26 protein-coding genes are annotated in these 25808 nt (G+C 68.9%); 13 read left to right on the top strand and 13 right to left on the bottom strand.

The genetic code is table 11. The annotated features are described in order from the left end of the window. Window positions 1-7 precede the first annotated feature (7 nt). The 3 genes from OO71_RS50720 to OO71_RS43690 all read right to left on the bottom strand — a co-directional run bounded on the left by OO71_RS50720 (window position 8) and on the right by OO71_RS43690 (window position 2637). Window positions 8-616 (bottom strand): hypothetical protein, encoded by a 609-nt coding sequence (locus tag OO71_RS50720; RefSeq protein WP_156096848.1) that lies wholly within the window; start codon window positions 614-616, stop codon window positions 8-10. A 93-nt stretch (window positions 617-709) separates the two neighbouring features. Further along, the gene (locus OO71_RS43695) at window positions 710-1570 is read right to left on the bottom strand and encodes an HpcH/HpaI aldolase/citrate lyase family protein (protein ID WP_033295992.1); all 861 of its coding nucleotides are present in this window, start codon (window positions 1568-1570) and stop codon (window positions 710-712) included. Next, on the bottom strand, window positions 1567-2637 hold the full coding sequence (locus OO71_RS43690) for an HpcH/HpaI aldolase/citrate lyase family protein (RefSeq protein ID WP_033295991.1): 1071 nt from the start codon (window positions 2635-2637) through the stop codon (window positions 1567-1569). The genes OO71_RS43695 and OO71_RS43690 overlap by 4 nt, the downstream gene beginning before the upstream one ends. 422 nt (window positions 2638-3059) lie before the next feature. On the opposite strand from OO71_RS43690, the gene OO71_RS43685 reads away from it, so the two are divergent. From OO71_RS43685 to OO71_RS43675, 3 genes are read left to right on the top strand one after another with little or no spacing between them, the layout of a single operon-like run. Continuing rightward, entirely contained in the window at window positions 3060-3713 is a 654-nt protein-coding gene (locus OO71_RS43685; protein WP_033296012.1) for a hypothetical protein, read from the top strand. Window positions 3714-3730: 17 nt separating this feature from the next. Continuing rightward, complete coding sequence (locus tag OO71_RS43680) at window positions 3731-4381, top strand: SDR family oxidoreductase (protein ID WP_033295990.1); 651 nt, start codon at window positions 3731-3733, stop codon at window positions 4379-4381. Beyond that, the gene (locus tag OO71_RS43675) at window positions 4381-5319 is read left to right on the top strand and encodes a ribose-phosphate diphosphokinase (protein ID WP_033295989.1); all 939 of its coding nucleotides are present in this window, start codon (window positions 4381-4383) and stop codon (window positions 5317-5319) included. The genes OO71_RS43680 and OO71_RS43675 overlap by 1 nt, the downstream gene beginning before the upstream one ends. Here the strand turns inward: OO71_RS43675 and OO71_RS43670 are convergent, their stop codons facing one another. Beyond that, window positions 5320-6621 carry a D-arabinono-1,4-lactone oxidase gene (locus tag OO71_RS43670; protein ID WP_033295988.1) on the bottom strand — a complete coding sequence of 434 codons (1302 nt, stop codon included), beginning with the start codon at window positions 6619-6621 and terminating at the stop codon, window positions 5320-5322. 97 nt (window positions 6622-6718) lie between these two features. Here OO71_RS43670 and OO71_RS43665 point away from each other — a divergent pair, with 97 nt between their 5' ends. Further along, window positions 6719-7906 (top strand): amino acid deaminase/aldolase, encoded by a 1188-nt coding sequence (locus OO71_RS43665; RefSeq protein ID WP_033295987.1) that lies wholly within the window; start codon window positions 6719-6721, stop codon window positions 7904-7906. Window positions 7907-8005: 99 nt separating this feature from the next. On the opposite strand, the gene OO71_RS43660 is transcribed toward OO71_RS43665, so the two are convergent. Further along, window positions 8006-8632: a TetR/AcrR family transcriptional regulator gene (locus tag OO71_RS43660; protein ID WP_033295986.1), complete on the bottom strand. Its 627-nt coding sequence runs from the start codon at window positions 8630-8632 to the stop codon at window positions 8006-8008. A gap of 160 nt (window positions 8633-8792) precedes the next feature. Here OO71_RS43660 and OO71_RS43655 point away from each other — a divergent pair, with 160 nt between their 5' ends. Both OO71_RS43655 and OO71_RS43650 read left to right on the top strand, forming a co-directional pair. Then, window positions 8793-10115, top strand: coding sequence for a GH1 family beta-glucosidase (locus OO71_RS43655; protein WP_033296011.1), 1323 nt, complete (start codon window positions 8793-8795; stop codon window positions 10113-10115). Next, complete coding sequence (locus OO71_RS43650) at window positions 10108-11367, top strand: MFS transporter (protein WP_033295985.1); 1260 nt, start codon at window positions 10108-10110, stop codon at window positions 11365-11367. The genes OO71_RS43655 and OO71_RS43650 overlap by 8 nt, the downstream gene beginning before the upstream one ends. On the opposite strand, the gene OO71_RS43645 is transcribed toward OO71_RS43650, so the two are convergent. The 3 genes from OO71_RS43645 to OO71_RS43635 all read right to left on the bottom strand — a co-directional run bounded on the left by OO71_RS43645 (window position 11364) and on the right by OO71_RS43635 (window position 13318). Next, window positions 11364-11963 carry an SMI1/KNR4 family protein gene (locus tag OO71_RS43645; protein WP_051793140.1) on the bottom strand — a complete coding sequence of 200 codons (600 nt, stop codon included), beginning with the start codon at window positions 11961-11963 and terminating at the stop codon, window positions 11364-11366. The genes OO71_RS43650 and OO71_RS43645 overlap by 4 nt on opposite strands. A gap of 549 nt (window positions 11964-12512) precedes the next feature. Beyond that, window positions 12513-12938, bottom strand: coding sequence for a hypothetical protein (locus OO71_RS43640; RefSeq protein ID WP_033296009.1), 426 nt, complete (start codon window positions 12936-12938; stop codon window positions 12513-12515). 14 nt (window positions 12939-12952) lie between these two features. After that, window positions 12953-13318: a hypothetical protein gene (locus tag OO71_RS43635; protein WP_033295984.1), complete on the bottom strand. Its 366-nt coding sequence runs from the start codon at window positions 13316-13318 to the stop codon at window positions 12953-12955. Between the two features lie 322 nt (window positions 13319-13640). On the opposite strand from OO71_RS43635, the gene OO71_RS43630 reads away from it, so the two are divergent. After that, window positions 13641-15041 (top strand): helix-turn-helix transcriptional regulator, encoded by a 1401-nt coding sequence (locus OO71_RS43630; RefSeq protein WP_051793139.1) that lies wholly within the window; start codon window positions 13641-13643, stop codon window positions 15039-15041. A gap of 8 nt (window positions 15042-15049) precedes the next feature. After that, window positions 15050-15940: a phosphotransferase family protein gene (locus tag OO71_RS43625; protein WP_033295983.1), complete on the top strand. Its 891-nt coding sequence runs from the start codon at window positions 15050-15052 to the stop codon at window positions 15938-15940. 181 nt (window positions 15941-16121) lie between these two features. Here OO71_RS43625 and OO71_RS43620 read toward each other — a convergent pair whose 3' ends face one another. From OO71_RS43620 to OO71_RS43605, 4 genes are all read right to left on the bottom strand, one after another. Beyond that, a complete protein-coding gene (locus tag OO71_RS43620) occupies window positions 16122-17150 on the bottom strand; it encodes a copper resistance D family protein (protein ID WP_033295982.1) in 1029 nt (342 codons plus the stop codon). Further along, complete coding sequence (locus tag OO71_RS43615; RefSeq protein WP_033295981.1) at window positions 17147-17707, bottom strand: copper resistance CopC family protein; 561 nt, start codon at window positions 17705-17707, stop codon at window positions 17147-17149. The genes OO71_RS43620 and OO71_RS43615 overlap by 4 nt, the downstream gene beginning before the upstream one ends. Further along, window positions 17707-18456: a YcnI family copper-binding membrane protein gene (locus tag OO71_RS43610; RefSeq protein ID WP_033295980.1), complete on the bottom strand. Its 750-nt coding sequence runs from the start codon at window positions 18454-18456 to the stop codon at window positions 17707-17709. The genes OO71_RS43615 and OO71_RS43610 overlap by 1 nt, the downstream gene beginning before the upstream one ends. Before the next feature lie 173 nt (window positions 18457-18629). Continuing rightward, window positions 18630-19160, bottom strand: a complete 531-nt coding sequence (locus OO71_RS43605; protein ID WP_156096847.1) for a hypothetical protein — start codon at window positions 19158-19160, stop codon at window positions 18630-18632. 276 nt (window positions 19161-19436) lie between these two features. Here OO71_RS43605 and OO71_RS43600 point away from each other — a divergent pair, with 276 nt between their 5' ends. From OO71_RS43600 to OO71_RS43585, 4 genes are read left to right on the top strand one after another with little or no spacing between them, the layout of a single operon-like run. Beyond that, window positions 19437-20084, top strand: a complete 648-nt coding sequence (locus OO71_RS43600) for an ABC transporter permease (RefSeq protein ID WP_033295979.1) — start codon at window positions 19437-19439, stop codon at window positions 20082-20084. Then, the gene (locus OO71_RS43595; protein WP_051793138.1) at window positions 20071-21270 is read left to right on the top strand and encodes an ABC transporter ATP-binding protein; all 1200 of its coding nucleotides are present in this window, start codon (window positions 20071-20073) and stop codon (window positions 21268-21270) included. The genes OO71_RS43600 and OO71_RS43595 overlap by 14 nt, the downstream gene beginning before the upstream one ends. Further along, the gene (locus OO71_RS43590) at window positions 21267-22046 is read left to right on the top strand and encodes an ABC transporter permease (RefSeq protein ID WP_033295978.1); all 780 of its coding nucleotides are present in this window, start codon (window positions 21267-21269) and stop codon (window positions 22044-22046) included. The genes OO71_RS43595 and OO71_RS43590 overlap by 4 nt, the downstream gene beginning before the upstream one ends. Further along, window positions 22046-23017: a glycine betaine ABC transporter substrate-binding protein gene (locus OO71_RS43585; protein ID WP_033295977.1), complete on the top strand. Its 972-nt coding sequence runs from the start codon at window positions 22046-22048 to the stop codon at window positions 23015-23017. Before OO71_RS43590 ends, OO71_RS43585 begins: the two co-directional genes overlap by 1 nt. Before the next feature lie 57 nt (window positions 23018-23074). Here the strand turns inward: OO71_RS43585 and OO71_RS43580 are convergent, their stop codons facing one another. After that, window positions 23075-23554, bottom strand: a complete 480-nt coding sequence (locus OO71_RS43580; protein WP_033295976.1) for a DUF6474 family protein — start codon at window positions 23552-23554, stop codon at window positions 23075-23077. Window positions 23555-23661: 107 nt separating this feature from the next. On the opposite strand from OO71_RS43580, the gene OO71_RS43575 reads away from it, so the two are divergent. Further along, entirely contained in the window at window positions 23662-25308 is a 1647-nt protein-coding gene (locus OO71_RS43575; RefSeq protein WP_033296005.1) for a TM0106 family RecB-like putative nuclease, read from the top strand. Window positions 25309-25808: the final 500 nt, after the last annotated feature.

Raw genomic sequence — 25808 nt, 5'->3', positions numbered from 1 at the left:
TCGAGCCTTATTGAGCCGAGCCGGGCGTTCCATGGCCCGGCCCCTTGTCTACGGACGGATAATTGCGAGTCTCGGCGTTTCGAACTGACCGTCGGATTGCGGCTGAAAGCCTGAAGTAACTTTGCAGTTGCTCTTCTTCGTCTAGTCCGAACGACGTCGGATCGTCAAGCATCCGCCGTCGAAGGTCCAGATACTCAGATTCGCCGTTTCGGAATGACTTGTGGTTCTCCTCTACTCGGAAGGTTCGGGCAAGTGCCAGCAGGATGAAGCCATGTGCGCCAATGATCGTCACGGTCCACTTTGAGGTGGGGTCGCTGGTCACGGCCTGACTGAGGAAGGGCACTAACGCGGTGGACAGAGTTACCCAAACGAGGCAGTAGTGCTGAAATGACTGCGCCTTTTCGGCCCTGGATTTCCAGTAAGTAAGCGCTCCACGGATCCGCTCCTCATGCTGCATCAAGCGAGTCTTGGCCAAATCGGAAAAATGTATGGACGCTTCGAATGATGGCTTGCCTGATAGTAGCTTTCCTTTTCGGCAAATGGTGACTGCGGTAGGCGTAAAAGAAACGAAGGCAATGGCCACGTAGCAGACAAGAACCAGGGTCCAACTGGACATTCGTACCTCCTCGTGCTTGATTCTGGGCACGAGAAAAGTATCTGATTGCTGCTGTCAATAATTTGGGGCTGGACTACTTGTCTTTTTCGATCGCTACTTCGCCCCGATGGCCTCCGCCAGTGCGAGCACCCGCTGTGCATTCTCCACATGCAGGTTCTCGATCATCCGCCCATCAACCGTCACCACGCCTCGACCCGCCGCGCGGGCTTCCTCGAACGCCGCGATGATCCGGCGCGACCGGTCGATCTCTTCCGCCGACGGGGCGAAGATCCGGTTGCACGGCTCCACTTGGGACGGATGGATCAGCGTCTTCCCGTCGAACCCGTACTGCCGCCCCTGCAAGCATTCTGCCTCGAAACCGGCCGCGTCCTTCACGTCGTTGTACACGCCGTCCAGGATCACCTTTCCGGTCGCGCGAGCTGCCAGCAGGCACAATGACAGGCCGCCCAGCAGTGGTCCACGATCCGGGACGAACTCCGCGTGCAGTTCCTTCGCCAGGTCGTTCGTACCCATCACCAGCACGGTCAACCGCTCCGACGCGCCCGCGATCTCCTCCGCGTGCAGCATCGCGACCGGCGTCTCCACCATCGCCCAGATCTTCGTGTGGTCCGGTGCTCCGCCGAGTTCCAGCGCGCGCTCGATGTTGTGTACCTCGGCCGCCGAGTTCACCTTCGGGACCACCACCGCGGCCGGACCCGCCGCTGCTGCCGCGCGCAGGTCTGCGTCGTGCCATTCGGTGTCCAGGCCGTTGACCCGGATCGTCACCTCGCGCGAGCCGTACCCGGAAATTGCCGCACAAACCCGTTCCCGTGCCGATTCCTTCGCATCGGGAGCGACGGCGTCCTCCAGATCCAGGATCAACGCGTCCGCCGGCAGGGTTTTCGCCTTCTCCAGCGCGCGTTCGTTCGCTCCGGGCATGTACAGCACCGAGCGCCGCGGCCGCAGCTCCGTCATGACTGGATCTCCTTACTGGCAGCGTCGTACGCGGCAGCGAGCTCGGGGTCGGTCGCGGCCAGTTCGTCGGCCAGTTCCACCACCACCCGGCACTGCTTCACCGACGCGTCGTCCTGCATTTTCCCGTCGATCATCACCGCGCCCGTGCCGTCGCCCATCTCCGCGATGACTCGGCGGGCCCACGCCACGTCGGACGGCGACGGCGAGAACACCTTCTTCGCGATGTCGATCTGCACCGGGTGCAGGCTCCACGCGCCGACACAGCCGAGCAGGAACGCATTGCGGAACTGGTCCTCGCACGCCACCACGTCGCGGATGTCCCCGAACGGCCCGTAATACGGCAGGATCCCGTTCATCGCACAGGCGTCGACCATCCGCGCCACCGTGTAGTGCCACAGGTCCTGCTGGTACGTCGTGCGGCCGAGCGAAAGGTCCTCGCCGACCGGGTCGGTGCGCACCAGGTACCCGGGATGCCCGCCGCCGACGCGGGTCGTCTTCATCCGGCGGCTTGCCGCCAGGTCGGCCGGGCCCAGCGAAATCCCCTGCATCCGCGGGGACGCTCCGGCGATCTCCTCGACGTTCGCCACGCCGCTCGCCGTTTCCAGGATCGCGTGTACCAGCAGCGGCTCGGTCAGCCCGGCGCGCGCTTCGAGCTGTGCCAGCAACCGGTCGACGTAATGGATGTCCTGCGCGCCTTCGACCTTCGGGATCATGATCACGTCGAGCTTGTCGCCGATCTCGGTGACCAGCGTGATCAGGTCGTCGAGCACCCACGGCGAGTCGAGGCTGTTCACCCGCGTCCACAGCTGGGTCCGGCCGAAGTCGGTCGCCTTCGCGATCGACACCAGCCCGGCGCGCGCGGCTTCCTTGCGGTCGGCCCGCACCGCGTCCTCGAGGTTCCCGAGCAGGACGTCGCTCTTCTTCGCGAGGTCCGGCACCTTCGCGGCCATCTTCTCGTTACCCGGGTCGAAGAAGTGGATCATCCGCGACGGGCGCACCGGGATCTGCCGCGGCGGCTGTGGTGCTCCCACGGCGAGCGGGGCGAAGAAGTCCTTCGGCGAGCGCATCGTTGGTCCTCCCGGCAGGCACTTTGACCGACGGGTAACCCTAAACCGGAGCCCGGCTCCGCCGCTGCGGCGAAGCTCACCCGCCGTCCGGGTGACGCCCGCTACCTGCGGAAGTCCACTGTGGAACGCGGGGGATTAGGCCGATCGGACTAGCGCGCTGCCCCGGCTGCCCATGCCGGGACCGGCCGGGACAGGGCGGGGTCGAAGCGCTCCGTACCCGCCATTCACCCCCTGCTCACTCGGTTGGCCGCACGGTCGGGCTGAAGTCGAACGACCGCCCACCGACCGGTCACCGACCGCTGAGCGCCGCCGATCGCACACGGCCGGTCAACCCGGAGACCACGCGCCTTCGCACTGGTACTCAGTTCATGTGCCGGTTTTTCCACGGTGCACGGGTACAGGTGATTGAAGGAGGCGGACTCGTGGCGGCTACCCCACAGAACACCGAGCGCTCGACGGTCGCCGGCGGTGCGAAGCGCAGCCGGACGACGGCGAGCCGGGTGCTGCCGCCGATCGAGCTCCCCGCGAGCGTCGACGAGCTGGCGCGCAAGGCCGCGGCCCTCCTGGGCTGGAACGGCGTTGTGCTGCCCGCGACGACCCTGCTCGGCCGCAAGGTCAGCATCGTCGCGCGGCTCCGCACCGACGTGCACGCGGAGCGCATCGCGATGGGTGTCGGTCCCGTCGCCGATCGCGCCCTCGTCGACACCTGGACCTGGCCAGAGCTGGCCGCGACCGCACCCGCGCCGGCCGCCGAGATCATCGGTGTCCTCGCGGTCGCCCGGCACTGGCGGACCGCGATGGCCTCCGCGGTTCCGTTTTCCCGTTACGGCGAGGCCGCGATGGTGCTCCCATCGCCTGCCGTACTGACCGAGGACTACGTCGCGAACTGCCTCCCGCGGGCCCGCGCGTACGGCCTCGCCGTCGTCACCGCCGACCCGCACGCCACCACCGACCTCGACCTCGACACCCACCACGACCGGGTGCTGCTCGGCGAGGACCCGGTGTCGCGCTGGGTCAACGAGATGGCGTACGACCTCCTCCTTCGCTCGGACGTCGTGCCCGCCGAGGCGGACTGACACTAGACTCGGGCCACATGCGAGTCGTCATTGCCGGCGGACACGGCCAGATCGCCCTGCACCTCGAAAAGCTGCTTGCGCAGCGGCACGACGAACCGGTCGGCATCGTCCGGAATCCCGCCCACGAGCCTGATCTCACCGCCGTCGGCGCCGAGACCGTGGTACTCGACCTCGAAACGTCCGATGTGGACGCGGTCGCCCGCGTGCTGTCCGGCGCGGACGTCGCGGTTTTCGCCGCGGGCGCCGGTCCGGGCAGCGGCGAAGCCCGCAAAGACACGGTCGACCGCGGCGCCGCCGTGTTGTTCGCCGATGCCGCGCAGCAGGCCGGGGTCCGCCGCTTCATCCAGGTCGGCTCGATGGGCGCGGACAACCCGGACGCCCCCGGCCTCGACCCGGTTTTCGCCGCGTACCTGCGGGCCAAGCGCGCCGCCGAGGACGACCTCAGTGCCCGCGACCTCGACTGGACGATCCTGCGCCCCGGCGCCCTCACCACCGATTCCGGTACCGGACGGGTGAAAATCGCCGAGAAGACCGGCCGGGCGAGTGTGCCGCGCGAGGACGTCGCCGCGGTGTTGCTGGCGCTGCTGGAAGCCCCGGGTACGGTCCGGCGCACGCTGGAGCTGATCTCCGGCGACGACTCGGTCGAAGACGCAGTGTCCGCGCTCTGATGCGCGACATCGCGGTGTTCAGCGGCACCGCCCACCCCGAGCTCGCCGAGGAAATCTGCGCTCACCTCGGGGTACCGCTGCTGCCGGTACAGGTCGACCGGTTCGCCAACGACTGTCTCCAGGTCCAGCTCCAGGCCAACTGCCGCGAGCGCGACGTCTTCCTGATCCAGCCGCTCGTCACGCCGGTGCAGGAGCACCTGGTCGAGCTGCTGCTGATGCTCGACGCCGCGCGCGGCGCGTCGGCCGCACGGACCACCGCGGTGATGCCGCACTACTCGTACGCGCGGTCGGACAAGAAGGACGCGCCGCGGATCTCCATCGGCGGACGGCTGGTCGCCGACCTGATGGTCACCGCGGGCGCCGACCGCGTGCTCACCATGACCCTGCATTCGCCGCAGGTACACGGGTTCTTCAGCGTGCCCGTCGACCACCTGCATGCGCTGCACGAGCTCGCCCGGCACTTCCGGCAGTACGACCTCTCGCGGACCACCGTCGTGTCGCCGGATCTGGGTAACGCCAAGGAAGCCGCGCATTTCGCCCGGCTGCTCGGCGCGCGGGTCGCGGCCGGCGCCAAACAGCGCTACGCCGACGACCGCGTGCAGATCACGTCGGTGATCGGCGACATCACCGGCCGCGACGTGATCGTGCTCGACGACGAGATCGCGCGTGGCAGCACGGTGCTGGAATTGCTGACCCGGCTACGGGAAATGGACCCACGGTCGATCCGGGTGGCGTGCACGCACGGGCTCTTCGCCGACGGGGCGCTCGACCGGATCGGCAGCCAGGAGGACGTGCTGGAAATCGTGTGCACGAATACCGTGCCGGTGCCCGAGCGCACGGAGAAACTGCGCATTCTCTCCATTGCCCCGGCGCTGGCCGAGGCCATGCGCCGGATCCACAATGGAGAGTCGGTCAGCTCGCTGTTCGAACCGGCCTGATCAGGCGGGCCCGAGTACCCGGTCGAGATGGGTGTTGGCGAAGGTCCCGGCCGGGTCGCACTCCTTGCGCACCCGCAGGAAATCGTCGAAATGCGGGTAACGGGTGCGCAAAACCGAGGCGTCGAGGTCGTGCATTTTGCCCCAGTGCGGACGGCCGCCGACCTGGCCCGCAATGGCGGCGAACGCGTCGAAGTACTCGCGATAAGGCATTCCCACGAACTGGTGAATGGCGATGTACGCGGAATCGCGGCCGTTCGCGGTGGACAGCCAGATGTCGTCGGCCGCGGCCACGCGTACCTCGACCGGGAACGTCACCGGGTTCTGCAGGCGCGGCACGAAGGCACGCAGCTCGGCCAGTACGTCGTGCAGGGATTCGCGCGGCACGGCGTATTCCGACTCCACGAACCGGACCCCGCGGTGGGTCACGAAAACGCGGTGCGACAGATCGCTGTACTCGCGGGCGGACAACAGATTCGCGACGACCCGACCCAGCGGCCGGACCACCTTCGGCATCGCCCGGCCGAGACGGCAATACGCGCTGAGACCCACATTCTCGGTGAGCTCGTAGTCCACGAACTGACGTAAGCGGGACAACGGTTTCCGCTCCGCGTCGAGCGGCAGCCGGTTGTTGCGCTTGACCAATGCCTTGCTGCCGTAGGGAAACCAGTAGAACTCGAAGTGGTCGTTGTCCGCCGCGAACTCGTCGAAGCCGTCCAGTACCTGTTCCAGCGGCTCCGGCCGCTCCTGCGCGGAGAGCACAAAGGACGGTTCACATTGGACGGTCACGGTGCTGATCACGCCGAGCGCACCGAGGCCGACCCGGGCGGCGTGGAAGAGGTCCGGCCGCTCGTCCGCGGAGCAGGTGACCACGGATCCGTCGGCGAGGACGAGCTCCAGCGCGGCAATCTGCGTGGCGATCCCGCCGAAGCGGGCGCCGGTGCCGTGGGTGCCGGTGGAAATCGCGCCGGAGATGGTCTGTGCGTCGATGTCGCCGAGGTTGGTCATGGCAAGCCCGAGCTGGTCGAGCGCGGCATTGAGGTCCCGCAGCGTGGTGCCGGAGCGGACGGTGACCCGGTTCGTCTCGAGGTCGGCGCGCTCGATGCCGGTCCACCCGGTGAGGTCGAGCGCGTCGGAGTCGGCCGCGGCGATCGCGGTGAAGGAGTGGCCGCTGCCCTGCGCGCGGACGCGGTGCCCTGCTTCGGTGATTCCGTGCACGACCTCGGCGATCTCGGCCGTGCTGCGCGGCCGGTGCACCCGCAGCGGGGTGGCGTTGGCCGTTCCGGCCCAGTTGCTCCACGTCATGGCGGCACCCGTTCGTCGCTGAGAGTGTCACGATAGTTGCCCGAACCGTAAGTGAATGGGATTCGCGTTTCAAGCGTTGTTGTCGTACCGTAAGTAGGTGACCACCTCAGCGCACGGGTACGACCTCGCGACGAAGGACCTGGATCCGCCGCTCGCGATCGTCGACCTGGACGCGTTCGACGCGAACGCGGCCGACCTGGTGCGGCGGGCCGCGGGCAAGCCGATCCGGGTGGTCAGCAAGTCCGTGCGCTGTCGTGCGCTGCTGGAGCGGGTCCTCGCTCGCGACGGGTTTGCCGGGTTGATGTGCTACTCGCTCGCCGAAGCGGTGTGGCACGCGGAGCTGGGTACGTCCGACGACATCGTGGTCGCGTACCCGACCGCCGACCACGAGGCCTTGCGCCGCCTGGCCGCGAACGACCGGACCCGGGCGGCGGTCACGATCATGGTCGATTCGAGTGCGCACCTCGACCTCGTCGACGCCGCGCTCGGCCACGGCCATCCGGACATCCGCGTGTGCCTGGAGCTCGACGCGTCGTGGCGGCCGGTGCCGGGAGTGCACGTCGGGACGCGGCGGTCGCCGGTGTTCACGCCGGGGCAGGCGGTCGCGCTCGCCCGGGAAATCGTGGCGCGCCAAGGGTTCCGGCTCACCGGGATCATGGGGTACGAGGGGCAGATCGCCGGGCTGGGCGACGCCGCCGGACGGGGTCCGCGCAACCGCGTGATCGGCTGGATGCACCGCCGGTCGGCCGCCGAACTGGCCCGCCGCCGCAGCGCGGCAGTGCGCGCGGTCCGCCAGGTGACCGACCTGGAGTTCGTGAACGGCGGCGGTACCGGAAGCATCGAAACGACCGCCGCGGAAGAAGTGGTCACCGAGATCGCCGCCGGATCGGGCCTGCTGGCGCCAACGCTGTTCGACGGCTACACGAACTTCCACCCGCGCCCGGCCGCGCTGTTCGCGCTTCCGGTGGTCCGCCGCCCGTCCCGCACGGTCGCGACGCTGTTCTCCGGCGGGTACATCGCGTCCGGGCCAACCGGCCCGTCGCGCGTCCCGTCGCCGTACCTGCCGGAAGGCTTGCGGCTACTGGGTTTCGAAGGCGCCGGCGAGGTACAGACGCCGGTCACCGGAGCCGCCGCCCGCACCCTCCGCCTCGGCGACCGGGTCTGGCTCCGGCACGCGAAGGCAGGCGAACTGGCCGAACGCTTCCTGGCTTACCACCTGGTCCGGGGCAGCGAGGTGGAACGGACAGTGCCGACTTACCGCGGCGAAGGCCACAACTTCGGCTGAGCGTGCTGCAGAAGATCGCCCCAATGTGGCATTGGGTGCGTCAGATGCATCGAATGCCACATTGGGTGCATCGCATGCAACCAATGCCACATTGGGGTGCTACTCGCCGAACCTGCTGGCCAGGTACACCTTCACCACGTGCTTCGCCTCCGCGACGATGCGTTCGTCTCCGTTCGGGTCGCGGCGGAAGGCCAGTTTCAGGATCGCGTCCGCGGTTTCGTTGGCGATCGTGATCGCGAAGCGGAGCTCGTCCACCGGGCGGTCGACGTGCGTGCGCAGGATTTCGACCAGTGAATCGGCGATCACCGAGTTGTTCTCGCGGTCGTCGGCGAGCAGGCGCAGGTCGATCACGTCGCCGAAGTGGACCTTCGAAAAGCCCGGGACCTCGCGGTGCATCTGCAGGTAGATGTCGAGCACCGAGTCGACGATGTTCCACCAGTGCTCCGGGCTCAGGTCGGTGAGCCGCTCGTTCACCGCGCCGACGAACCGTTCCAGGTTCCGCTGCGTCAGCGCCTGCACGACCGCGCGTTTGTCCGGGAAGAACTGGTACAGCGAGCCGACCGCGACGCCGGCCCGCTTGGCGATCAGCGTGGTCGTGAGCGCGTCGTAGCCGAGCTCGTCGATCAGCACGGCGCTGGCGTCCAGCATCTGCTCCACCCTGCGGGCGCTGCGCTGCTGCACCGGCTTGCGCCGGAGCGGGGTGGGCTCAGCCTGGGTCTCGGCCACAGTAGTTCCTCGGTTCCTCGGACTCTTCTCGCGAATCAGTCAGCTGATCTGGGACTTTAGCGTCCCGCGGGGCTTCCCCCGAGACGAGTGAAGGCCTAACATATGAGAACTTTTCATGTTCACCCGCTCGGGTGGCCCGACGCGAAAGGTGCTCGACGTGCTGGACCATCCGACCTTCCCGCCCGGTTTCCTCTGGGGTGTCTCGACCTCGGCGTTCCAGATCGAGGGCGCCACGGCCGAAGGCGGCCGCGGACCGTCCATTTGGGACACCTTCACCGCGGCCGACGGCAAGATCGCCCGTGGCGAGGACGCCAAGGTAGCGGCCGATCACTACCACCGCTACTCCGAGGACATCGCGCTGATGGCGGACCTCGGCGTCGGCGCGTACCGGATGTCGATCGCCTGGCCGCGGATCCAGCCCGAGGGCACCGGGAAGCCCAATGCCGAAGGGCTCGCCTTCTACGACAAGCTGATCGACGAGGTGTGCGCGGCCGGGATCGCCCCGGCGATCACGCTGTACCACTGGGACACGCCGCAGCCGATCGAGGACGCGGGCGGCTGGCTCTCCCGCGACACCGCAGGTCGCTTTGCCGACTACGCCGCGATCGTCGGCGAGCGGTTCGCCGACCGGGCGAAGCTGTGGATCCCGCTCAACGAGCCGATGGTCATGTCGATTTACGGATACGGCATCGGCGAGTACGCACCCGGGCAGTTCCTGCTGCTCGACGCACTCCCGACGGCGCACCACCAGAACCTCGCGCACGGACTGGCCGTCCAAGCTCTCCGGGCCGCGGGCGCGACCGGCATCGGCACCGCCAACCACCACGCACCGATCTGGCCCGACCACGACACCCCCGCCGACCACGAGGCCGCCGCCTGGCTCGACGCGCTGCTCAACCGCACTTTCGCCGACCCGCTGCTGCTCGGCAGCTACCCCGAGCAGGTCCACCCGCATCTGCCGGAGAACTTCGCCGCCGACCTCGCGACGATCAACCAGCCACTCGACTTCTACGGCGTCAACTACTACGAACCCCAAGGCGTCACCGCGCCCGGCGAGGGCAACCCGCTGCCGTTCGAACTCCGCCCGGTCGAGGGTTTTCCCATGACCAGCAACGATTCGCCGATCGTCCCGCAGGCGCTGCGCGAGCTGCTGGTGTCGTTCCACGAGCGCTACCGCGAGCGCCTGCCGCCGATCCAGATCACCGAAAACGGCTGCAGCTTCGCCGACGAACCCACCGCCGACAGCCGCGTGCCCGACCCCGAGCGGATCGACTTCCTCGCCGGTCACCTGCAGGCGGTGCGGGAAGCCCTGGATGCCGGGGTGGACGTGCGGGGATACTTCGTCTGGTCGCTGCTGGACAATTTCGAATGGTCGAAGGGGTACGCGCCGCGGTTCGGGCTCGTGCACGTCGACTACGAGACCCAGCGTCGTACGCCGAAGGATTCCTTCGCCTGGTACCGGAAGCTGGTCCGCGATGAGTGACCTGACCGCCGCCCTGCCGGAGGCGCTTGCCGAGCCCGTGCGCCGCGTGCGTGCCGGGTGGATGACACTGTTGTTCCTCGCGAACATCGCGCTGTGGCTGGGAATCTACGCGCCGATCCAGGTACTCCTGCCGCAGCAAGCCGAGCTGCTCGATGCCGCGCACAAGGAAACCGTGTTCGGGATCGTGACCGGCATCGGCGCGGCCGTCGCACTCGTCGCGAACCCGGCGATCGGGCTGCTGTCGGACCGCACGTGCTCGCGGTTCGGCAGGCGGCATCCGTGGACGGTCGCCGGTGCCGTGGTCGGCGCGATCGGGCTGCTGGTGCTTGCCGAGGCGCCCGACATCGTCGTGATGACCATCGGCTGGTGCCTCGTGCAGGCCGGGCTCAACGGCATGCTGGCGACCCTGATGTCCGCCATCGCCGACCGGGTTCCGGTGGCCCAGCGCGCACAGGTCGGCGGGCTGGTCGGGATTGCGCAGATGCTCGGCACCGTGCTGGGCGCGCTGGTGGTCGTGGTGATGCTCGACCTGGCAGGGCTACCGCTGGGCTACGCAGTGTGCGCCGCGATCGTGCTCGCGGGCTCGGCGGTGTTCGTCCTGCGCACACCGGACGCGCGGCTGCCGGTGGAATTCCGCCCGAGCGGCCGGATCCGCGAGATTCTGGCGAACCTGTGGGTCTCCCCGCGGCGGCACCCGGACTTCGCGTGGGCGTGGGGCTGCCACTTCATGATCAACCTCGGCAACGCCTTCGGGACCCTGTACCTGCTGTTCTTCCTCAAGGACGCGGTGCACTACCCGGATCCGGACACGGGTTTGCTGATCATGATGGGCCTGTACGGCGTCGCGCTGGTGTTCGGCGCGGTGCTGGCGGGGCATTTCTCGGACGCGTCCGGCAGGCGCAAACCGTACGTCCTCGGCTCGGCGGCAATCATGGCGCTGGCCGCGCTGCTGCTGGTCGTCTGGCAGACGTGGCCGGTCGCGCTCGTCGCGTCGCCGTTGCTGGGCATCGGTTTCGGCACGTACATGGCGGTGGCGCTGGCGATGCTGACGCAGGTGCTGCCGACCGCGCAGGACCGCGCGAAGGACCTCGGCGTGGTGAACATCGCCAACTCGCTACCCCAGGTGGTGGCCCCGCTGCTGACGACGCTGATCCTGCACTGGCTCGGCGGTTACCCGGGCCTGTTCGCGGCCTCCGCCGTGGCGACGCTGCTGGCTGCGGCCTTGGTGACCCGGGTCCGCTCGGTCCGTTAACCGTTGAGCCGGATCGGGGTCAGCTCCGGGTCGTCGATCTCGTGTTCCCAGAAGAGCGTGCCCTCGGTGGTCAGATGCGGTATCAGCCCTTCGGTGGTGCGGCCGTCGGCGAAAGCGGCCGCCATTTCGCCGAGGTAAGCCGTGAACGACGACCAGCCCGAGCCGGGCTCGAAATCTGCAACATCGTCTTTCGACCGGAAGCCGACGCGCCCGTATCCGGCGCCGGGGCGGCAGTCGAGCACCAGGACGTCAGCGTCGAGGTCGCCGATCGGCAGCCATTGTTCGTGCCACCACCAGTCGTCGGCGTCGTCGCGGCCGAGCTCGTCTTCGGCGGTCTCGACGAGGTCCTCCCGGGTGGCGACGATCTCCTCGAGCGAAAGCAGCCGGGTGCCGGGGAAATCGGTGCAGTCGTCGGCCTGTCCGTCGTGGTGGCTCAGCGATTCGGCGAAATCGGGCGGGAACCGGAGCCCCAGTGCTTGTTCCGCCGCCGCGAGGTCCGCCGCCGATGCGGGTCCGGGAAGTGCGCGTGCGCTGGCGGGTGCGTGGTGTGCGAGCCAGGCGTCGATGGCCGTCCAGGCCGAAGAAATGTGCCCCATATGGGTGAACCTACTCACCGCGACCGGCTCTGCGGACCACCTCGGGTGCGCGGGGGCACCAGTGCTGCCTGCGGGCTCCGGGGAGAAGTGGAACCGCGGGCCGGTGCCGGTCGGGGGAGGGGAGTGCAACGGCACCGGCCCGCGGAATTCGGGGGTCGCGCGCGGGTTCCGGCGCGACGATCTTCAGTTGGCTGCCGCATCCACCGATGCGACTGTCTTCACTTCCGGGCGGCACGACCGCAGGGGCCGCCGCAACAGCCTTTCCGTTCCGACCCATCGAACCGGGCCTGTGCGGGACCGGATCAATGATCTTCAACCTAGCGCCCGATTACGGCGTCCGCTAGGCCTTCCACCGGACAATTTTCGATTAATCGCGTTTATCACGACCCGGGATGGCCAAGGGCCGGTCCATCTCGCTCGGGGGTACGGACGAACCGGCCCTCGGCCGGGCGAGGATGCCGGCGACCGGACCCGATGGGGCTTCCGGGCGGTCGCGCGCTCGCCAGCCGGGCCCTCGTGCGGGCTGGTACCGGCCCGCACGAGGGTGGATCAGGCAGGCATCGGGCGGGGAGTCACCAGCGCATGCCGTCCGGTGGACTCCGCCGCGGACTCCGCGGCAGCCCGGCGGTTCTGCCCCGGCACGGGGACCACCGCCCGGCGGCGCGACGTGCGATGCGCCGCCGCGGACAGGGCCTGCGGGGCCAGCCCGCCCGCGACCAGGTGCTCGTGCGCGACCTGCCACACCGAGCACGGTGCCTTGCAGCGGTGCCAGCGGGTGGAGCAGGTGGGGCAGTCACCACGCTCGTCGGGCTCGTGCGCCTGCAGCATCGCCCGCCAGCCTTCGGCGAGCCGGGGCAGCTCGGTGCGGGCCACCGAGACGAGCGACGGGGCATCGGCGCGTTCCGCCAGTTCGGACAGCATGTCGAGGCGTTCCCATACCGCATTGCGGAGGACCTGCCCGAGTACCTGATCCATGGAGAAGCTCACCGTTACCTTTCCGCCAGCGTGGCGGCCTCGTTGAGCGCGGCCCGGAGCTGGCCGAGCTGACCGGACGTGAGCCGTGCGGTCTCCCCGGGCGGGGACACCACCACGACCTGGTCGTCCTCGACGAACACCGTGACGGCGCGCTCGCGGCTGATGAGGTCACCGCACTGCACGCGCCACACGACCTGTCCGCCTTCGTAGTGCCGGACGCCCGCCGTACGCGGGTCGGCAGGCACCGAAGACGCCACCGCAGCCGCGGCGGAACGGGAGGGCGGCACCGGACGTGCCGTGGCGATTCCCGGTGCGGCCGGCCGGATCGACCGCACCGCGGTCGCGGCTTGTCCTCCACCGAGCGAATCCACGAACTCCACTGGCCCTCCACGCTCTTCTCGTCCCGGCCGGTGCACCTTGCGGGATGCATCTGCGCCGGCAGATCTGTGTCGTCGGGTTTCATCGCTCTCCGTGATCGCGGCGGGTGTCCGGGCGGTGACGGAGATCTGACAACTACAGTGAAGTGAAACCGGGTGCGAGAGAAGGTGGAAACCGCGTCATAGCGGTGACCGGGCAGCGTTCCACGGTAAGCGGTCAGCGGAGTTCGGCCCGGCCGATCAGCCCCGCCGTCCGTGCGTTTCACAAGGTTCTCGCGTGTGCTTAGGGTGCCTGCAGACGCCCAGGAGACGGTGAGGGGGCGCAATGGACGCCAGTACTGGCAAGGGTTCGGGGTCCGCCGAGGTGGCGGCCCGATCAGGCAGTCCGGTTCCGGCCGACGCCTGGGAACAGCCCGACATGCGCGAGGTGCTCGCCGCCCGCGAGGTCAGCGCCGTGTACCGGCTGTTGCGCAAGCACGGAGTGTCGCAGCGCCAGATCGCCGCGATGACCGGCCAGTCGCAGTCCGAGGTGTCGGAGATCCTCAAGGGTCGCCAGGTCATGGCCTACGACGTGCTCACGAGAATCGCCGACGGCCTGGGTGTCCCCCGTGGATACATGGGTCTCGCCTATGACGAGACCACGGCGATACGGGTCGTCGGCGCGTCCGACGGCCGGCAGGCTGAGGAGGACGAGTCCGTGAAGCGACGGAGGTTCCTCGCGCACGCCGCCCAGGTCACGATGGGTGCGGCGGTGTTCGGTCCGGAATCAGGGAACTGGTCGGAGGCTCCCGCGCGCACCCCCGCCCCCGGGCGCATCGGCACGACCGATGTGCGCCAGGTCGAGGCGGCGACCAGAGCGCTGCGCGCGCTCGACTACCAGTACGGCGGCGGTTTCTGCCGCGACGCCGTCGTCGCCCAGCTGTCCTGGGGCCAGCAGATGCTCGACTCCAGCGCGACCGAGCTGGTCAAGCAGCGTCTTTTCACCGCGATCGCCGACCTGCACAGCCTCGCCGGGTGGACCTCCTTCGACACCGGGCTCATGGATTCCGCGCGCGGGCACTTCGCGCAGGCCCTCGACCTGGCCAAACAGGGCCAGGACCACCATCTGGTGGCGAACGTGCTCTACCGGATGGGCCGCGTCTACCTGCACCAGGACGCGGCGAACGACGCGCTGAAACTGTTCCAGCTCGGCCAGATCGCCGCGCAGGAGTCCGGTTCGGAGCTCGCGGTGGCCGTGCTGTGTGCCAACGAGGCGTGGGCGTACGCGATGCTGGGCAACGAGGAGCAGTCGGTGAAACTGCTCGGCCGCAGCAAGGACGAGTTCGCGCGCGCCGACCTCGCGTCGGCCGAATCGTGGGTGAAGTTCTTCAACGAGACCGACGTATACGCGATGACCGGCACCGTGCACACCGTGCTGGCGATGAAGAACCCCGAGCACACGAAGTACGCGATCCCGGCGCTGACCAAGGCGGTCGAGACGTACACCGACGACATGGCGCGCAGCAAGGCGTTCATGCTGAGCGCGCTCGCCACGAACCACCTGCTCGACGGCGACATCGACCACGGCGTGAAGATCGGCGGGAAGGCCATCGACTGCGCGGAGAGCATCAAGTCCTCGCGGGTCAAGGACCGGCTGCGGCCGCTGCAGGTCGAGGCGGAGCGGCGGCGCAACAACCCCGACGCCCGCGACCTCGCCGACCGGCTCAAGATCTTCTACGCGGCCTGAGCAGGCCGTTGCCCGAAGGCCGGTTCACTCCCGCGAAACTGCGGCGGGTACTGGTCGGCACGTGTGCCCGCCTTGGCCTCGACCCGGCCGGCGCGCGGTTGCTGCGGTTCACCAACAACGCGGTCTACGCGCTGGCCGCCGCCCCGGTGGTGGTGCGGATTGTCGGGTCGACCAAGCTGCGGCACCGCGTCGGCACGGTGGTGCGCGTTGCCGAGCATTTCGCCCGCCACGACGTCCCCGCCGTCCGGCTGCTCTCCGGGGTCGAGCAACCGCTTGACGTGCAAGGACATCTCGTCACCGTGTGGGATCGGGTGCCGTTCACCGGACCGCCCGTGACCCCGGCCGACCTCGCCGGGCTGCTCCGCCGCGTGCACGCCCTGCCGCCGCCGGACGGTCTCGCCGAATGGGACCCGCTCCACTCGGTGCAGGCCAGGGTGGCCGACGCCGAGGAGCTCGCCGACGACGACCGGCAGTTCCTGCTCGAGCGTTGCGCCGAGGTCCAAGACCGGCTCGACACCCTGGACTTCCCGCTGACCAGGGGTTTCGTCCACGGAGACGCGTACCCGGGGAACGTGCTGCCCGGTCCGGACGGCCCGGTGCTGTGCGATTTCGACTCCTCCTGCGTCGGCCCGCCGGAGTGGGACCTGACGCCGCTCGCCGTCGGCCGCGAGCGGTTCGGGGACCCGCCTGCCGGATACGCCGAATTCGCCCGCGCGTACGGGTTCGATGTCACCGCGTGGTCCGGGTTTTCGGTGCTTCGCGCGGTACGGGAGCTGAAACTGACCACGAGCGTGTTGCCGATTCTGCGCAGTCACCCGCCGGTGCGGGCCGAATGGCGCCGTCGCCTTGCCGACCTCCGTGCGGGCCGCACAAGCTCGGCGTGGACGCGATATCGGTGAGCGCTCTCCTGCACGTGCATTCGCCGACTGCAGATGACCGTTCGCCGCTTTCCCGTGGATGGCTTACCGGGTTTCGCTCCGCAGCGAGAATTCAGCCGGACAGGTCGCCCCGGACGGCCTAGTGCTACTCCCATTGTGCAAATTGCGGCTACCCGCCGTCACTTCGCCCGTCCGGACCCCGTCAGGAGACTGCAACGGGGGCGCGGGTGAGCACCACGGCGAAGCCAAAAGCCAGCCCCATCACCGTCAGCTCCAGCGTCGCCCATGACGCGAGCGCCGTGCGCTGGTGCCGCATGATCCGCGGCATCAGCCGCCACCGCAGGTTGGCCGCCAGTAAGGCGATGGCGCCGGTGCAGAGCACCTTCAGCAGCATCAGCTGGCCGTACGGCGTGGTGAAGACGCCGGCCCAGAAGCCGATCGTCGGGTTGGCGAGGATTTCCACGATGCCGTTGAACAGACCGGTCACCGCGGACAGGATCAGGCACAGCGTGGCCAGTTTCGAGAACCGCGGCAGCGCGTGCGCGAGAAGGGTGCGGTTGCCCGCGAGCAGCACGATCATCGCGCCGAGGCCGCCGCACCAGGCGACCGCGCTCATCACGTGCAGTTCCATCGAGATCATCGTGTAGTCGTGGTACGCCCAGTTCGACGCGTGGCCGGTGACCGGCAGCGGCAGCAACGCGAACATCCCCAGGCCGACCCGGACCTCGGCGGGTACCTTCTCGCCCTTGCGCAGCGCGACGAACCCGAGCCCGGCGTGCAGCAACGCCAGCACCGCCACGATCACCAGCGCTTTGCCCGCGCCGACGTCGGCGATGTATGCGCCGATGTCACCCGCGGTCAGCATCGGTGAGCCCGGTTTGTACTCCGCCGTCTGCAGAATCAGCGTCACCACCGCGGTGGCCGCCCAGATCAGCGCGGCGGCCACCGCGGCCGGACGCGCGCGGCGCATCACGGGTTCGGTGAGCTTCGGCCGGTCGTACCCGGCCAGCACGGACAGCAGCGCCAGCCCGATCGTCGCGACTGCGGACAGGTCCAGCAGCACACGCACGATCGGGATGGCCGCCGAGACCACCTCACTGGGTTCCACCAGGCCCGGAATGGGTGCGGACGCGGTCAGCGCGATCCCGATCAGCGCGCCGAGCAGGCCCGCGGTCACCACGCACACCAGCGTGGCCCAGCGGACCCCGGAGGTGGTCTCGGCCTGCGTCACTGGTCCGCCTGGCCCGATCCGGGCTCGCGGCCGCTGCGCAGCGCGACGGTGAGCCCGATCGCCAGCAGCACCACCGCACCGGCAATCCACACCCAGATCGGCACCCCGCTCGACGAGTTCTCCTGCGGTGCCGTCTGTGCGGGAGCACCGGCCGCCTTGGCCGCGTCGACCTTCGCCGGGGTTCCGGTGCCCGCGGTGGTGAGGGTGAAGGGGATCTCGCCGGACACCGGATGCCCGTCGGCGGACAGGACCCGGTAGCCGACCGTGTACTTGCCCGCCGGGCCGAGTGGCCGCAGCGGCGCGCTGAGCACGTTGTTCTCCACCGAAACCGGACCCTCGGCCCATTGCCCGCCGTCCGGCCCGGTCACCGCGATCTGGTTGACGTCTGCGTTCTGCACGTACTGGTCGAACGTGAGCGTGATCTTCGCCGGGCCCTTGGCGACCGACGCGCCACTGGCCGGGTCGGAACTGACCAGCACGTTGTGCGCCAGCGCCGGGGTGGCCGTGGCGAACAGGGCCACCCCGGAAATCGCCAGCGCGGTAAGGACTTTCCGCATCACTTGCTTCCTTCGGTCTTTCCTGCCGCGGGACGACGGGAGCGCAGCACAGCACCCGCGCCGACGCCGAGCCCCAGCGCGCCGACCACGAGACCGGCCCCGCCGAGCCAGCGCGCCGTGTTGTCCGACGCTGCCGCCGCCTCGGTGCTCTCGCTCGCGGACGTGGCCTGGGCGTGCGCCCCGTGCCCACCGGACTCGGCCGCGGCGAGCTTCACCGTGGGCGCCGGGTGCTCGGGCTCTTCACCGCTGGGCGGCGTGGGCTGGTTCCACTCCACCACTTTGCCACCCTCGTACGTCTGGATCGCCGGGAACTCCAGCTGGTCGACGTTCGCGGGCAGCGGGCCGCCGCTCACCTGGAACTCCTGGAACTCGGTCGCGCCGATCTTCGTACCGGCCTGCGCGGTCCAGACCACCTTGGTGACGGCCTCGGTGATCTTGGTGCCGGACGCCGTGGTGACCGGCTGCGGCAGCGTCGACTTGCTGACCTCGGCGGTCCAGCCGGGCACCGGCTTGGTGCGGATGTTGCCGATGCCGTACTCGGGTTTGACGTCGATCTCGACCTTGATGGTGCCGAGTTTCGCGTCCTCGTTGGGAACGCGGAAGAAAATCGTGCCGTAGCCGCCCTTGGCGGGCTGCTCGCCGTAGACGTTGGCGGTCACGTGCGCGGACGCGACGCCCGCGCCGAGCAGACCGGTGGCGACGGTGACCGCGGCGAGCACCCCGGCCCGGCGGAAGACATGGTGGGACACAACAACTCCTGAACAGGAAGGATCCGGCGGAGGGGAAAACCCGCGCCGGTAAAGGAAAAGGACAAGGGGGACCCACGCTCCCCGCACCGGCAATTCCGTGAAGGGAACCATCACAGAATCTGATTCCGTGAAGGTTCCCTTCACGGACTTCGGATGCGGACTCCAGCGCGGGGTCAGGAGGGTGCCGGGGGTCCGCGACGACGGTGGATGCGGCGGAGTTCGACGTCCAGCAGCGGCCCGGGTCCGGACGGCCGCGGCCGCGCGACACCGGGTACCCCGGCGGGAACCGGCAACGGCTTCACCAGCGCCGGGAGAATCACCCGCAGCAAATGCAGGACCGCGAGCAGCGTCGCGTCCGCCCGGGCGAGGACGAGCGCGGTGACCAGGGTCGCGACGGCGTGCGCCGCGGTCATTTCCCAGCCGCTCGCATGCTCCCCGTGGCTGGCGAGAGTGGTGAGCACGAGGTGCATCACGAGCTGGCCGCCGCCGAGGACGGCGATCGTGCCGAGCCGTCCGCGGGCGCGGCCGGCGAGTGCGGTGGCGGTCCAGCCGATCAGGCCGGTGAGCAAGAGGGTGAGCGCGGGGTCCGGCAATCCGCCGTCGGCGGCCGCGTGTGCGGTGACGGCGAGTGACGCGGAGCTGAGCGCGAGCAGTCCGCCGCGGACGGCCGCGAGTGCGCCGCGGTGCCGGGCCGGAGTGCTCATTCGGGCAGCTTAACGGCACTCCGGTGGGTGACCGAAGGCTCTCGAATGGTGAACACTTCACCGGAATTCCCAGGTGAACCGGTCTCGATCCGGTAAAGACCGCCCGGTCAAGCCCGCCGCGTCGGTTGCCGACCCGGGGGTGATGCGACACGGTGGGTAATCACAACCGAGAAGTGGGGGTTTCGACCGCAGTCGTTCCGGGTAGTCACCCTGCCGATTGGGCTACTCCGAACGGGTGACGTCCGGAGCTCACCAGGGGCGGGAGAACGAATACGGATGAACCTCTTCGAGTACATCTCGGACCGGTGGGGAAGGCTGCTGCTGCAGGCATATCTGCACACCAGCATGGTGGTGCAGTGCACGATCCTCGCCGCGATCCTCGGCGTGCTGATCGGCATCGCCGTCTACCGCAGTCCCATCGGCTCGGCGCTGGCCACCGCGCTGGCCAGCACGATCCTCACCGTCCCGTCGTTCGCCCTCCTCGGCCTGCTGATCCCGCTGTCCGGCCTCGGCTCGACCACCGCCGTGATCGCGCTCGTGCTGTATGGCCTCCTGCCGATCGTCCGCAACACCATCGTCGGGCTCGATGCGGTCGACCCGGCGATCACCGACGCCGCCCGCGGCATCGGGATGAGCCGGTTCTCCGTGCTCACCCGCGTCGAGCTGCGGCTGGCCTGGCCCGCGATCCTCACCGGCATGCGTGTCGCGACGCAGATGCTGATGGGCATCGCGGTGATCGCCGCCTACGCCAAGGGGCCCGGTCTCGGCGCGGAGGTCTTCTCCGGCCTCACCAACGCGGGGAGCACGAACTCCCTCAACCAGGCCCTCGCCGGCACCCTCGGCGTCGTGATCCTCGCGCTGGTGCTCGACGGCGTCTATGTCCTGATCAAGCGATTCACCGTTTCGAGGGGTGTCCGTGGCTGAGCACACTGCGACCGAAGACAACGTTTCCGGCGTCGAGATCGAGCTCGACCACGTCACCAAGCGCTACTCCGGTACCCGCGCCGCGGCCGTCGACGATTTCTCGATGGTCGTGCCCGCCGGGAAGATCGTGGTGTTCGTCGGGCCGTCGGGCTGCGGCAAGACCACCACGATGCGGATGATCAACCGGCTGATCGAGCCGACGTCCGGCCGGATCACCATCGGCGGCCAGGACGCGCTGAAGCTGGACGTCGACACGTTGCGCAGGCAGATCGGGTACGCGATCCAGCAGGCCGGGCTGTTCCCGCACTTCACCGTGGCGCAGAACATCGGGGTCGTGCCAGGGCTGCTCGGCTGGGACAAGAAGAAGGTCAGCGCGCGCGTCGAGGAGATGATGGACCTGGTCGGCCTCGACCCGGCCGATTTCCGCGACCGCTACCCGCGGCAGCTGTCCGGTGGTCAGCAGCAGCGCGTCGGCGTGGCCCGCGCGCTCGCCGCCGACCCGCCGGTGCTGCTGATGGACGAGCCGTTCGGCGCCGTCGACCCGATCACCCGCGGCAACCTGCAGGACGAGCTGCTGCGGCTGCAGACCGACCTCAAGAAGACGATCGTCTTCGTCACGCACGACTTCGACGAGGCGGTCAAGCTCGGCGACCGGATTGCGGTGCTCGGCAACCAGTCGCGGATCCTGCAGTACGACACGCCGGAGTCGATCCTGGCGAACCCGGCCGACGACACGGTCGCCGGTTTCGTGGGTGCCGGTGCCTCGCTCAAGCAGCTGACCCTGCTGCGCGTGCGGGATGTCGAGCTGCAGCAGAACGCGCTCACCACCACGGTCACCGACTCTCCCGCGGAAGTCCGCGAAAAGCTCGCCAGCCAGCGGATGTCGTTCGCGCTCGTGCTCGACCAGCGGCGGCGGCCGATCCGCTGGGTGCACGTCCGTGAGCTGGCGAACGCGTCGTCGATGGAGACGGTCGGCAAGCCGTTGCGCGACATCGTCAGCCTCCAGTCGACGCTGCAGGACGCGCTCGAGGCGATGCTCGCCGAGGGCGGGTCGGTGCCGGTCACCGGCGCGCGTGGCGAGTACGCGGGCACGATCAAGCTGGACACGGTCATCGCAACCATCCAGCAGCTGCGCGACGACCACGCGGACGACCACGAAGCCGCCGGCGAGGGGGCTTCGGCATGACCGCAGCCGTCGATACCGGATTCAGTACGGAGTCGGGCTCCCGCCGCGCCGAACGCGTCCGTCTGCTCGCCCAGCCCGCCGTGGTGGTGATCATCGTCGCGATCACGCTCGTCTGGGTGTTCGCGACCGGCCTCACCGCCACCGAAAAGGAGACGCTGAACGCGACGTCGCTGCTCACCGCGCTGCGCGACCACGTGCTGATGACCATCGTGGTCACCGCGATCGTGGTGCTGGTGGCGGTGCCGCTCGGCGTCATGGTGACCCGGCCGTGGGCGAAGTGGCTCGCACCGGTTCTCCTGGCCATCGCGAACATCGGACAGGCCGCGCCCGCGCTGGGTGTGCTGGTGCTGTGGTTCATCTTCACCGGGGCGGTCGGCGGCCTGTGGGTCGCTGCGCTGCCGCTGGCGTTCTATTCGCTGCTTCCGGTGCTGCGCAACACGATGGTCGGCCTCCAGCAGGTGGACCCGGCGCTCATCGACGCGGGCCGCGGGATCGGGATGTCCGCGTCGAAGGTGCTGTGGCGCGTGGAGTTCCCGCTCGCCATCCCGCTGATCCTGGCCGGTCTGCGCACGTCGCTGGTGCTGGCCGTGGGTACCGCGACGTTCGGCATGTTCGTGAACGCAGGCGGGTTCGGGCTCCTGATCGACACCGGCTACAAGCTCAACCTCACCAAGGTGCTGATCACCGGGTCGGTGCTGGCCGTCGCGCTGGCACTGCTGGTGGACTGGCTTGGCGCGGTCGCCGAACAGTATTTCGGACCGAAGGGACTGCGCTGATGAAGGTCCTGAAGAAGGCGGGCGCACTGGTCAGCGCGGCGCTGCTCGCGGGGACGCTGTCGGCGTGTGGGCTCGACCTCAACACCGCCATCCCGTTCAAGATCCAGCCAGGGTCGATCGAGCCGGTACCCGCGCTGAACGGCGTGCGCGTGGTGGTCGGGTCGAAGGACTTCACCGAGAACATCATCCTGGGCTACATGGCCGAGATGGCGTTGAGCGCGGCGGGGGCGGACGTCATCGACCTCACCGACATCAAGGGGTCGAACTCGTCGCGGCAGGCTCTGCTGAACGGCCAGACCGACGTGACCTGGGAGTACACCGGCACCGGCTGGATCAACTACCAGGGCAACGAGCTGCCGGTACCGGGCGGGGAGAAGGCGCAGTACGAGGCCACGAAGAAGGCCGACGAGGAGAAGTACGGCGTCACCTGGCTCAACTACTCACCGCTCAACGACCAGTACGCGTTCGCCACCACCGAGGAGTACGCGGCGAAGAACAACCTCAAGTCGACCACGGACCTGGCGAAGTTCCTGACCTCGCATCCGGACCAGAACCGGTTCTGCCTGGAGACGGAGTTCACCAGCCGCCAGGACGGTTTCCCGGCAGCGGTGAAGGCGTACGGGTTCAAGAACCCGAAGATCGAGAACTTCGGCATCGGCACGATCTATTCGGCGGTGGCCAACGGGACCTGCCCCGTCGGCGAGGTGTTCACCACCGACGGCCGGATCTCGGGGCTGAACCTGCGCGTGCTCGAGGACGACAAGAAGGCGTTCCCGCAGTACAACGCGGCGGCGACGCTGCGGACGTCGTTCCTGAAGGAGCATCCGGAGGTACGCGGCCCGCTGGAGAAGGTGGCTGCGGCGCTGGACAACAAGCAGATGGTCGAGCTGTGCAAGCAGGTCGACGTCGACGGCAAGGACGCCGGTTCGGTCGCCCACCAGTGGATGCTGGAGAAGGGCTTCATCAAGTAAGGGCCGTGAAGGGAACCATCAGGGAATCAGATTCCGTGATGGTTCCCTTCACGGACGTCAGATGCCCAAGCGGTGCAGCAGCTGGTCTTCCAGGCGTTCCAGCTCGCCGGTGACCGCCCGGTGCGCGGCCTTGCGCCGGGCGGCGGGCATGCGTTCGGCGGCGCGTGCGGTGGCCGACAGCTGCTCCAGGGTCGACTGGGTCTCGTCGGCGAACTTTTTGTCCGCCTCGGTCGCCTTCGCCGATTTCCGCAGCTCGCCGAGCCCCTGTACGAGACCCGCGATCCGGGCGTGCAGTGCCGCGCCGCGGCCGGTGTACTCGCCGAGCTGATCGACCGCGACACCCAGCTTCCGCGCCTGGTAGCGGTCGTACGCCTCCCTCGCCGCGCCCGCCGCACGCACTGCGTACGGCGCGATCACCGGCAGTACCGCCGGGCCGAGGATCTTGGCCACCGCGACCGCGTTCTTCACCTTCTTCGGGGTGATCCTGGCTTCACCCTCGTCCTGCTTGGCCTTGTCCTGCTTGGCCTTGCGCGCCATGGCCGTTACCTCCCACGCCTTCTCGGGCATGAACTTACTGGTCCCCGACCTCACGGGCATGTCGGCTCGCGGCGGGAATGTCGTACCCAGGATCTATTGTGATCGTCATGGGAGACGAGGTGCTGCTCGACGCGGGCGCGGTGAGCCGTTGCCGTCGCCGCGTGCACCTCGAGCACGACCCGGCGATGCGCGACGTTCCGCTGCCCCCGCCCGATCCCACCGCGCAGCAGCGCATTGCCGACGCGACGGCGCATCGGGAGGACATCCTGGCGCGGCTCGTCGCGGCGTCCGGGCCTGGCGCCACCTGGGCGCAGGTCCCGCGAACCCTGCCCGCGGCCGAGCGGGTGCAGCTCACCGAGCAGGCCTTCGCGGACGGCGCGCAGTACATCTGGGGTGCGCTGCTGCCCGCCGACCCTTCAGGCCACCGCCGCGGTGGGGTCGACCTGCTGGTGCGCGCGGGGAGCGGGTACGTGCCGGTGCTTGTCGTCCGGCACCGGATCACCGACCGCGGCCAGGGCGCCCCCACCACCGCGATGACGGACCTCGACCCGGCGCACCGCACGCCCGACGAGGAGCGAAAGGTCCGCTCGCAGCCGCGCGACCAGCTCCGGCTCGCGCACCTGCGGCGGATGCTGCAGACGTACGGCCGCGCGGCGCCAGGTCGCGCAATCGGCGGCGTGATCGGCCTCGATGCCGACGTGGTGGTGTGGCACGACCTCACCGCAGGCACCTGGCCAGGCGGCCGGAGCGCGCTGGACGAGTACGACGCGCGCTTCGCGGATCGGGTGGCCGTGGCCACGGCGGCAGCCACCGGGGCCGAGGCGCTGGCCGCGCCGTCGCGAGTGCTGGAGTGCCGGCGCTGCCCGTTCTGGCCCACCTGCGAGGTGGTGCTCACCGAGACGCGGGACGTGAGCCTGGTCGTCCGCGGCGAGGACGCCGGTGAGCTGCGCCGGGTCGGAGTGTCCACTGTAGACAAGCTGGCCGCGCTGGACCCGGCCGCCGAACCCCCGCCGATGAACTGGACCGGCGGCACGTTCTCCGACGCGATCATGCTGGCCAGGGCATGGCTGGCGGATCTCACCGTGGTCCGCCGGACGCCAGTGGTGGAGGTGCCGCGAGCAGACGTCGAGGTAGACGTCGACATGGAAAGCTTCGGCGACGCAGGTGCGTATTTGTGGGGGACTTTGCTTTCCGGCGCCGATATCGGGGTGCCGCAGGGATATCGGGCCTTCGCGACCTGGGAGCCGCTGCCGACGGACGATGAGGCCAGGTCGTTCGCGGAGTTCTGGACGTGGTTCATGGACGTCCGGTCGCGGACGCTCGCGGCTGGTCTCACGTTTCGGGCCTATTGCTACAACGCTCTTGCGGAGAACCGGTGGTTGTTCGGTTCGGTCGAGCGGTTCGGGGATTACCCTGGGGTACCGGGGAAGGCGGCCGTTCAGTCCTTTGTGGACTCCGAGGAGTGGGTGGACCTTTTCCGGAGTGTGACGGATCAGTTCCTGTGCTCGCGGGGCAAAGGGTTGAAGGTGATCGCCCCGGTGGCGGGGTTCGCGTGGCGTGATCCGGAGGCCGGTGGGGAGGCGTCGATGCGGTGGTATCGGGATGCCGTGGGTCTTGACGGCGGGGTCCCGGATGCGGGTCAGCGGGAACGGCTGTTGCGGTACAACGAGGATGACGTGCTTGCCACGCGGGTGCTGCGGGAGTGGATGAGCGAGCGGGCTGGGGTTGAGGTTCCTTATATGGTGGATCTCTGAGTCCTCGTTTGGGTCCGGTCGTTCCCGTCGGCACCCCGAAGCTGGATTGTGACTACGGGCGGCGGTGGGTTGTCAAGGCGGGAAAGATGCCTTGACAACCCACCGCCGCCCGTGTTTTCGGCTTCGTATCGGGGTGCGGGGAGGGGACTGGCTGCCTGGCGGGTTCTTTTTTGTGTCGCGTTTCGGTTTGTCTTGTTGTCTTTTCTGTTTCGTTGGTTCTGCCGGGGCGTCACTGGGTCTGACTCGCCCGGCTGACGGGTGTGGCTTGTTCGTCTGCTTGCCCCCGGCGCTATCGCCTAACCCGGGCTGTCTGCGCAGCCCGTTCGCCCAGCTCGCCCAGGTCGGCCTGCTCACCCAGGTCGGCCTGTTTGGCCCACTCACCCGGCTCGCCCGGTAGGCCCGCTTGCTCGGTCCGGACCTCTCGCCTAACCTCTCCCTGCCCTGCCCTGCCCTGCCCTGCCCTGCCCTGCCCCTGTCTCTTATACACATCTCCGAGCCCA

The organism is Amycolatopsis jejuensis, from assembly GCF_000717335.1.
GTDB lineage: Bacteria > Actinomycetota > Actinomycetes > Mycobacteriales > Pseudonocardiaceae > Amycolatopsis > Amycolatopsis jejuensis.
This window is presented reverse-complemented; position numbering and strand designations above follow the sequence as displayed.

Bases quoted from the DNA above. Each gene is read 5' to 3' on its own strand.
- OO71_RS50720 (WP_156096848.1), bottom strand. From the start codon at position 616: ATGTCCAGTTGGACCCTGGTTCTTGTCTGCTACGTGGCCATTGCCTTC.
- OO71_RS43695 (WP_033295992.1), bottom strand. From the start codon at position 1,570: ATGACGGAGCTGCGGCCGCGGCGCTCGGTGCTGTACATGCCCGGAGCG.
- OO71_RS43690 (WP_033295991.1), bottom strand. From the start codon at position 2,637: ATGCGCTCGCCGAAGGACTTCTTCGCCCCGCTCGCCGTGGGAGCACCA.
- OO71_RS43680 (WP_033295990.1), top strand. From the start codon at position 3,731: ATGCGAGTCGTCATTGCCGGCGGACACGGCCAGATCGCCCTGCACCTC.
- OO71_RS43675 (WP_033295989.1), top strand. From the start codon at position 4,381: ATGCGCGACATCGCGGTGTTCAGCGGCACCGCCCACCCCGAGCTCGCC.
- OO71_RS43670 (WP_033295988.1), bottom strand. From the start codon at position 6,621: ATGACGTGGAGCAACTGGGCCGGAACGGCCAACGCCACCCCGCTGCGG.
- OO71_RS43650 (WP_033295985.1), top strand. From the start codon at position 10,108: ATGAGTGACCTGACCGCCGCCCTGCCGGAGGCGCTTGCCGAGCCCGTG.
- OO71_RS43645 (WP_051793140.1), bottom strand. From the start codon at position 11,963: ATGGGGCACATTTCTTCGGCCTGGACGGCCATCGACGCCTGGCTCGCA.
- OO71_RS43640 (WP_033296009.1), bottom strand. From the start codon at position 12,938: ATGGATCAGGTACTCGGGCAGGTCCTCCGCAATGCGGTATGGGAACGC.
- OO71_RS43630 (WP_051793139.1), top strand. From the start codon at position 13,641: ATGGACGCCAGTACTGGCAAGGGTTCGGGGTCCGCCGAGGTGGCGGCC.
- OO71_RS43615 (WP_033295981.1), bottom strand. From the start codon at position 17,707: ATGCGGAAAGTCCTTACCGCGCTGGCGATTTCCGGGGTGGCCCTGTTC.
- OO71_RS43605 (WP_156096847.1), bottom strand. From the start codon at position 19,160: ATGAGCACTCCGGCCCGGCACCGCGGCGCACTCGCGGCCGTCCGCGGC.
- OO71_RS43600 (WP_033295979.1), top strand. From the start codon at position 19,437: ATGAACCTCTTCGAGTACATCTCGGACCGGTGGGGAAGGCTGCTGCTG.
- OO71_RS43590 (WP_033295978.1), top strand. From the start codon at position 21,267: ATGACCGCAGCCGTCGATACCGGATTCAGTACGGAGTCGGGCTCCCGC.
- OO71_RS43585 (WP_033295977.1), top strand. From the start codon at position 22,046: ATGAAGGTCCTGAAGAAGGCGGGCGCACTGGTCAGCGCGGCGCTGCTC.
- OO71_RS43580 (WP_033295976.1), bottom strand. From the start codon at position 23,554: ATGGCGCGCAAGGCCAAGCAGGACAAGGCCAAGCAGGACGAGGGTGAA.
- OO71_RS43575 (WP_033296005.1), top strand. From the start codon at position 23,662: ATGGGAGACGAGGTGCTGCTCGACGCGGGCGCGGTGAGCCGTTGCCGT.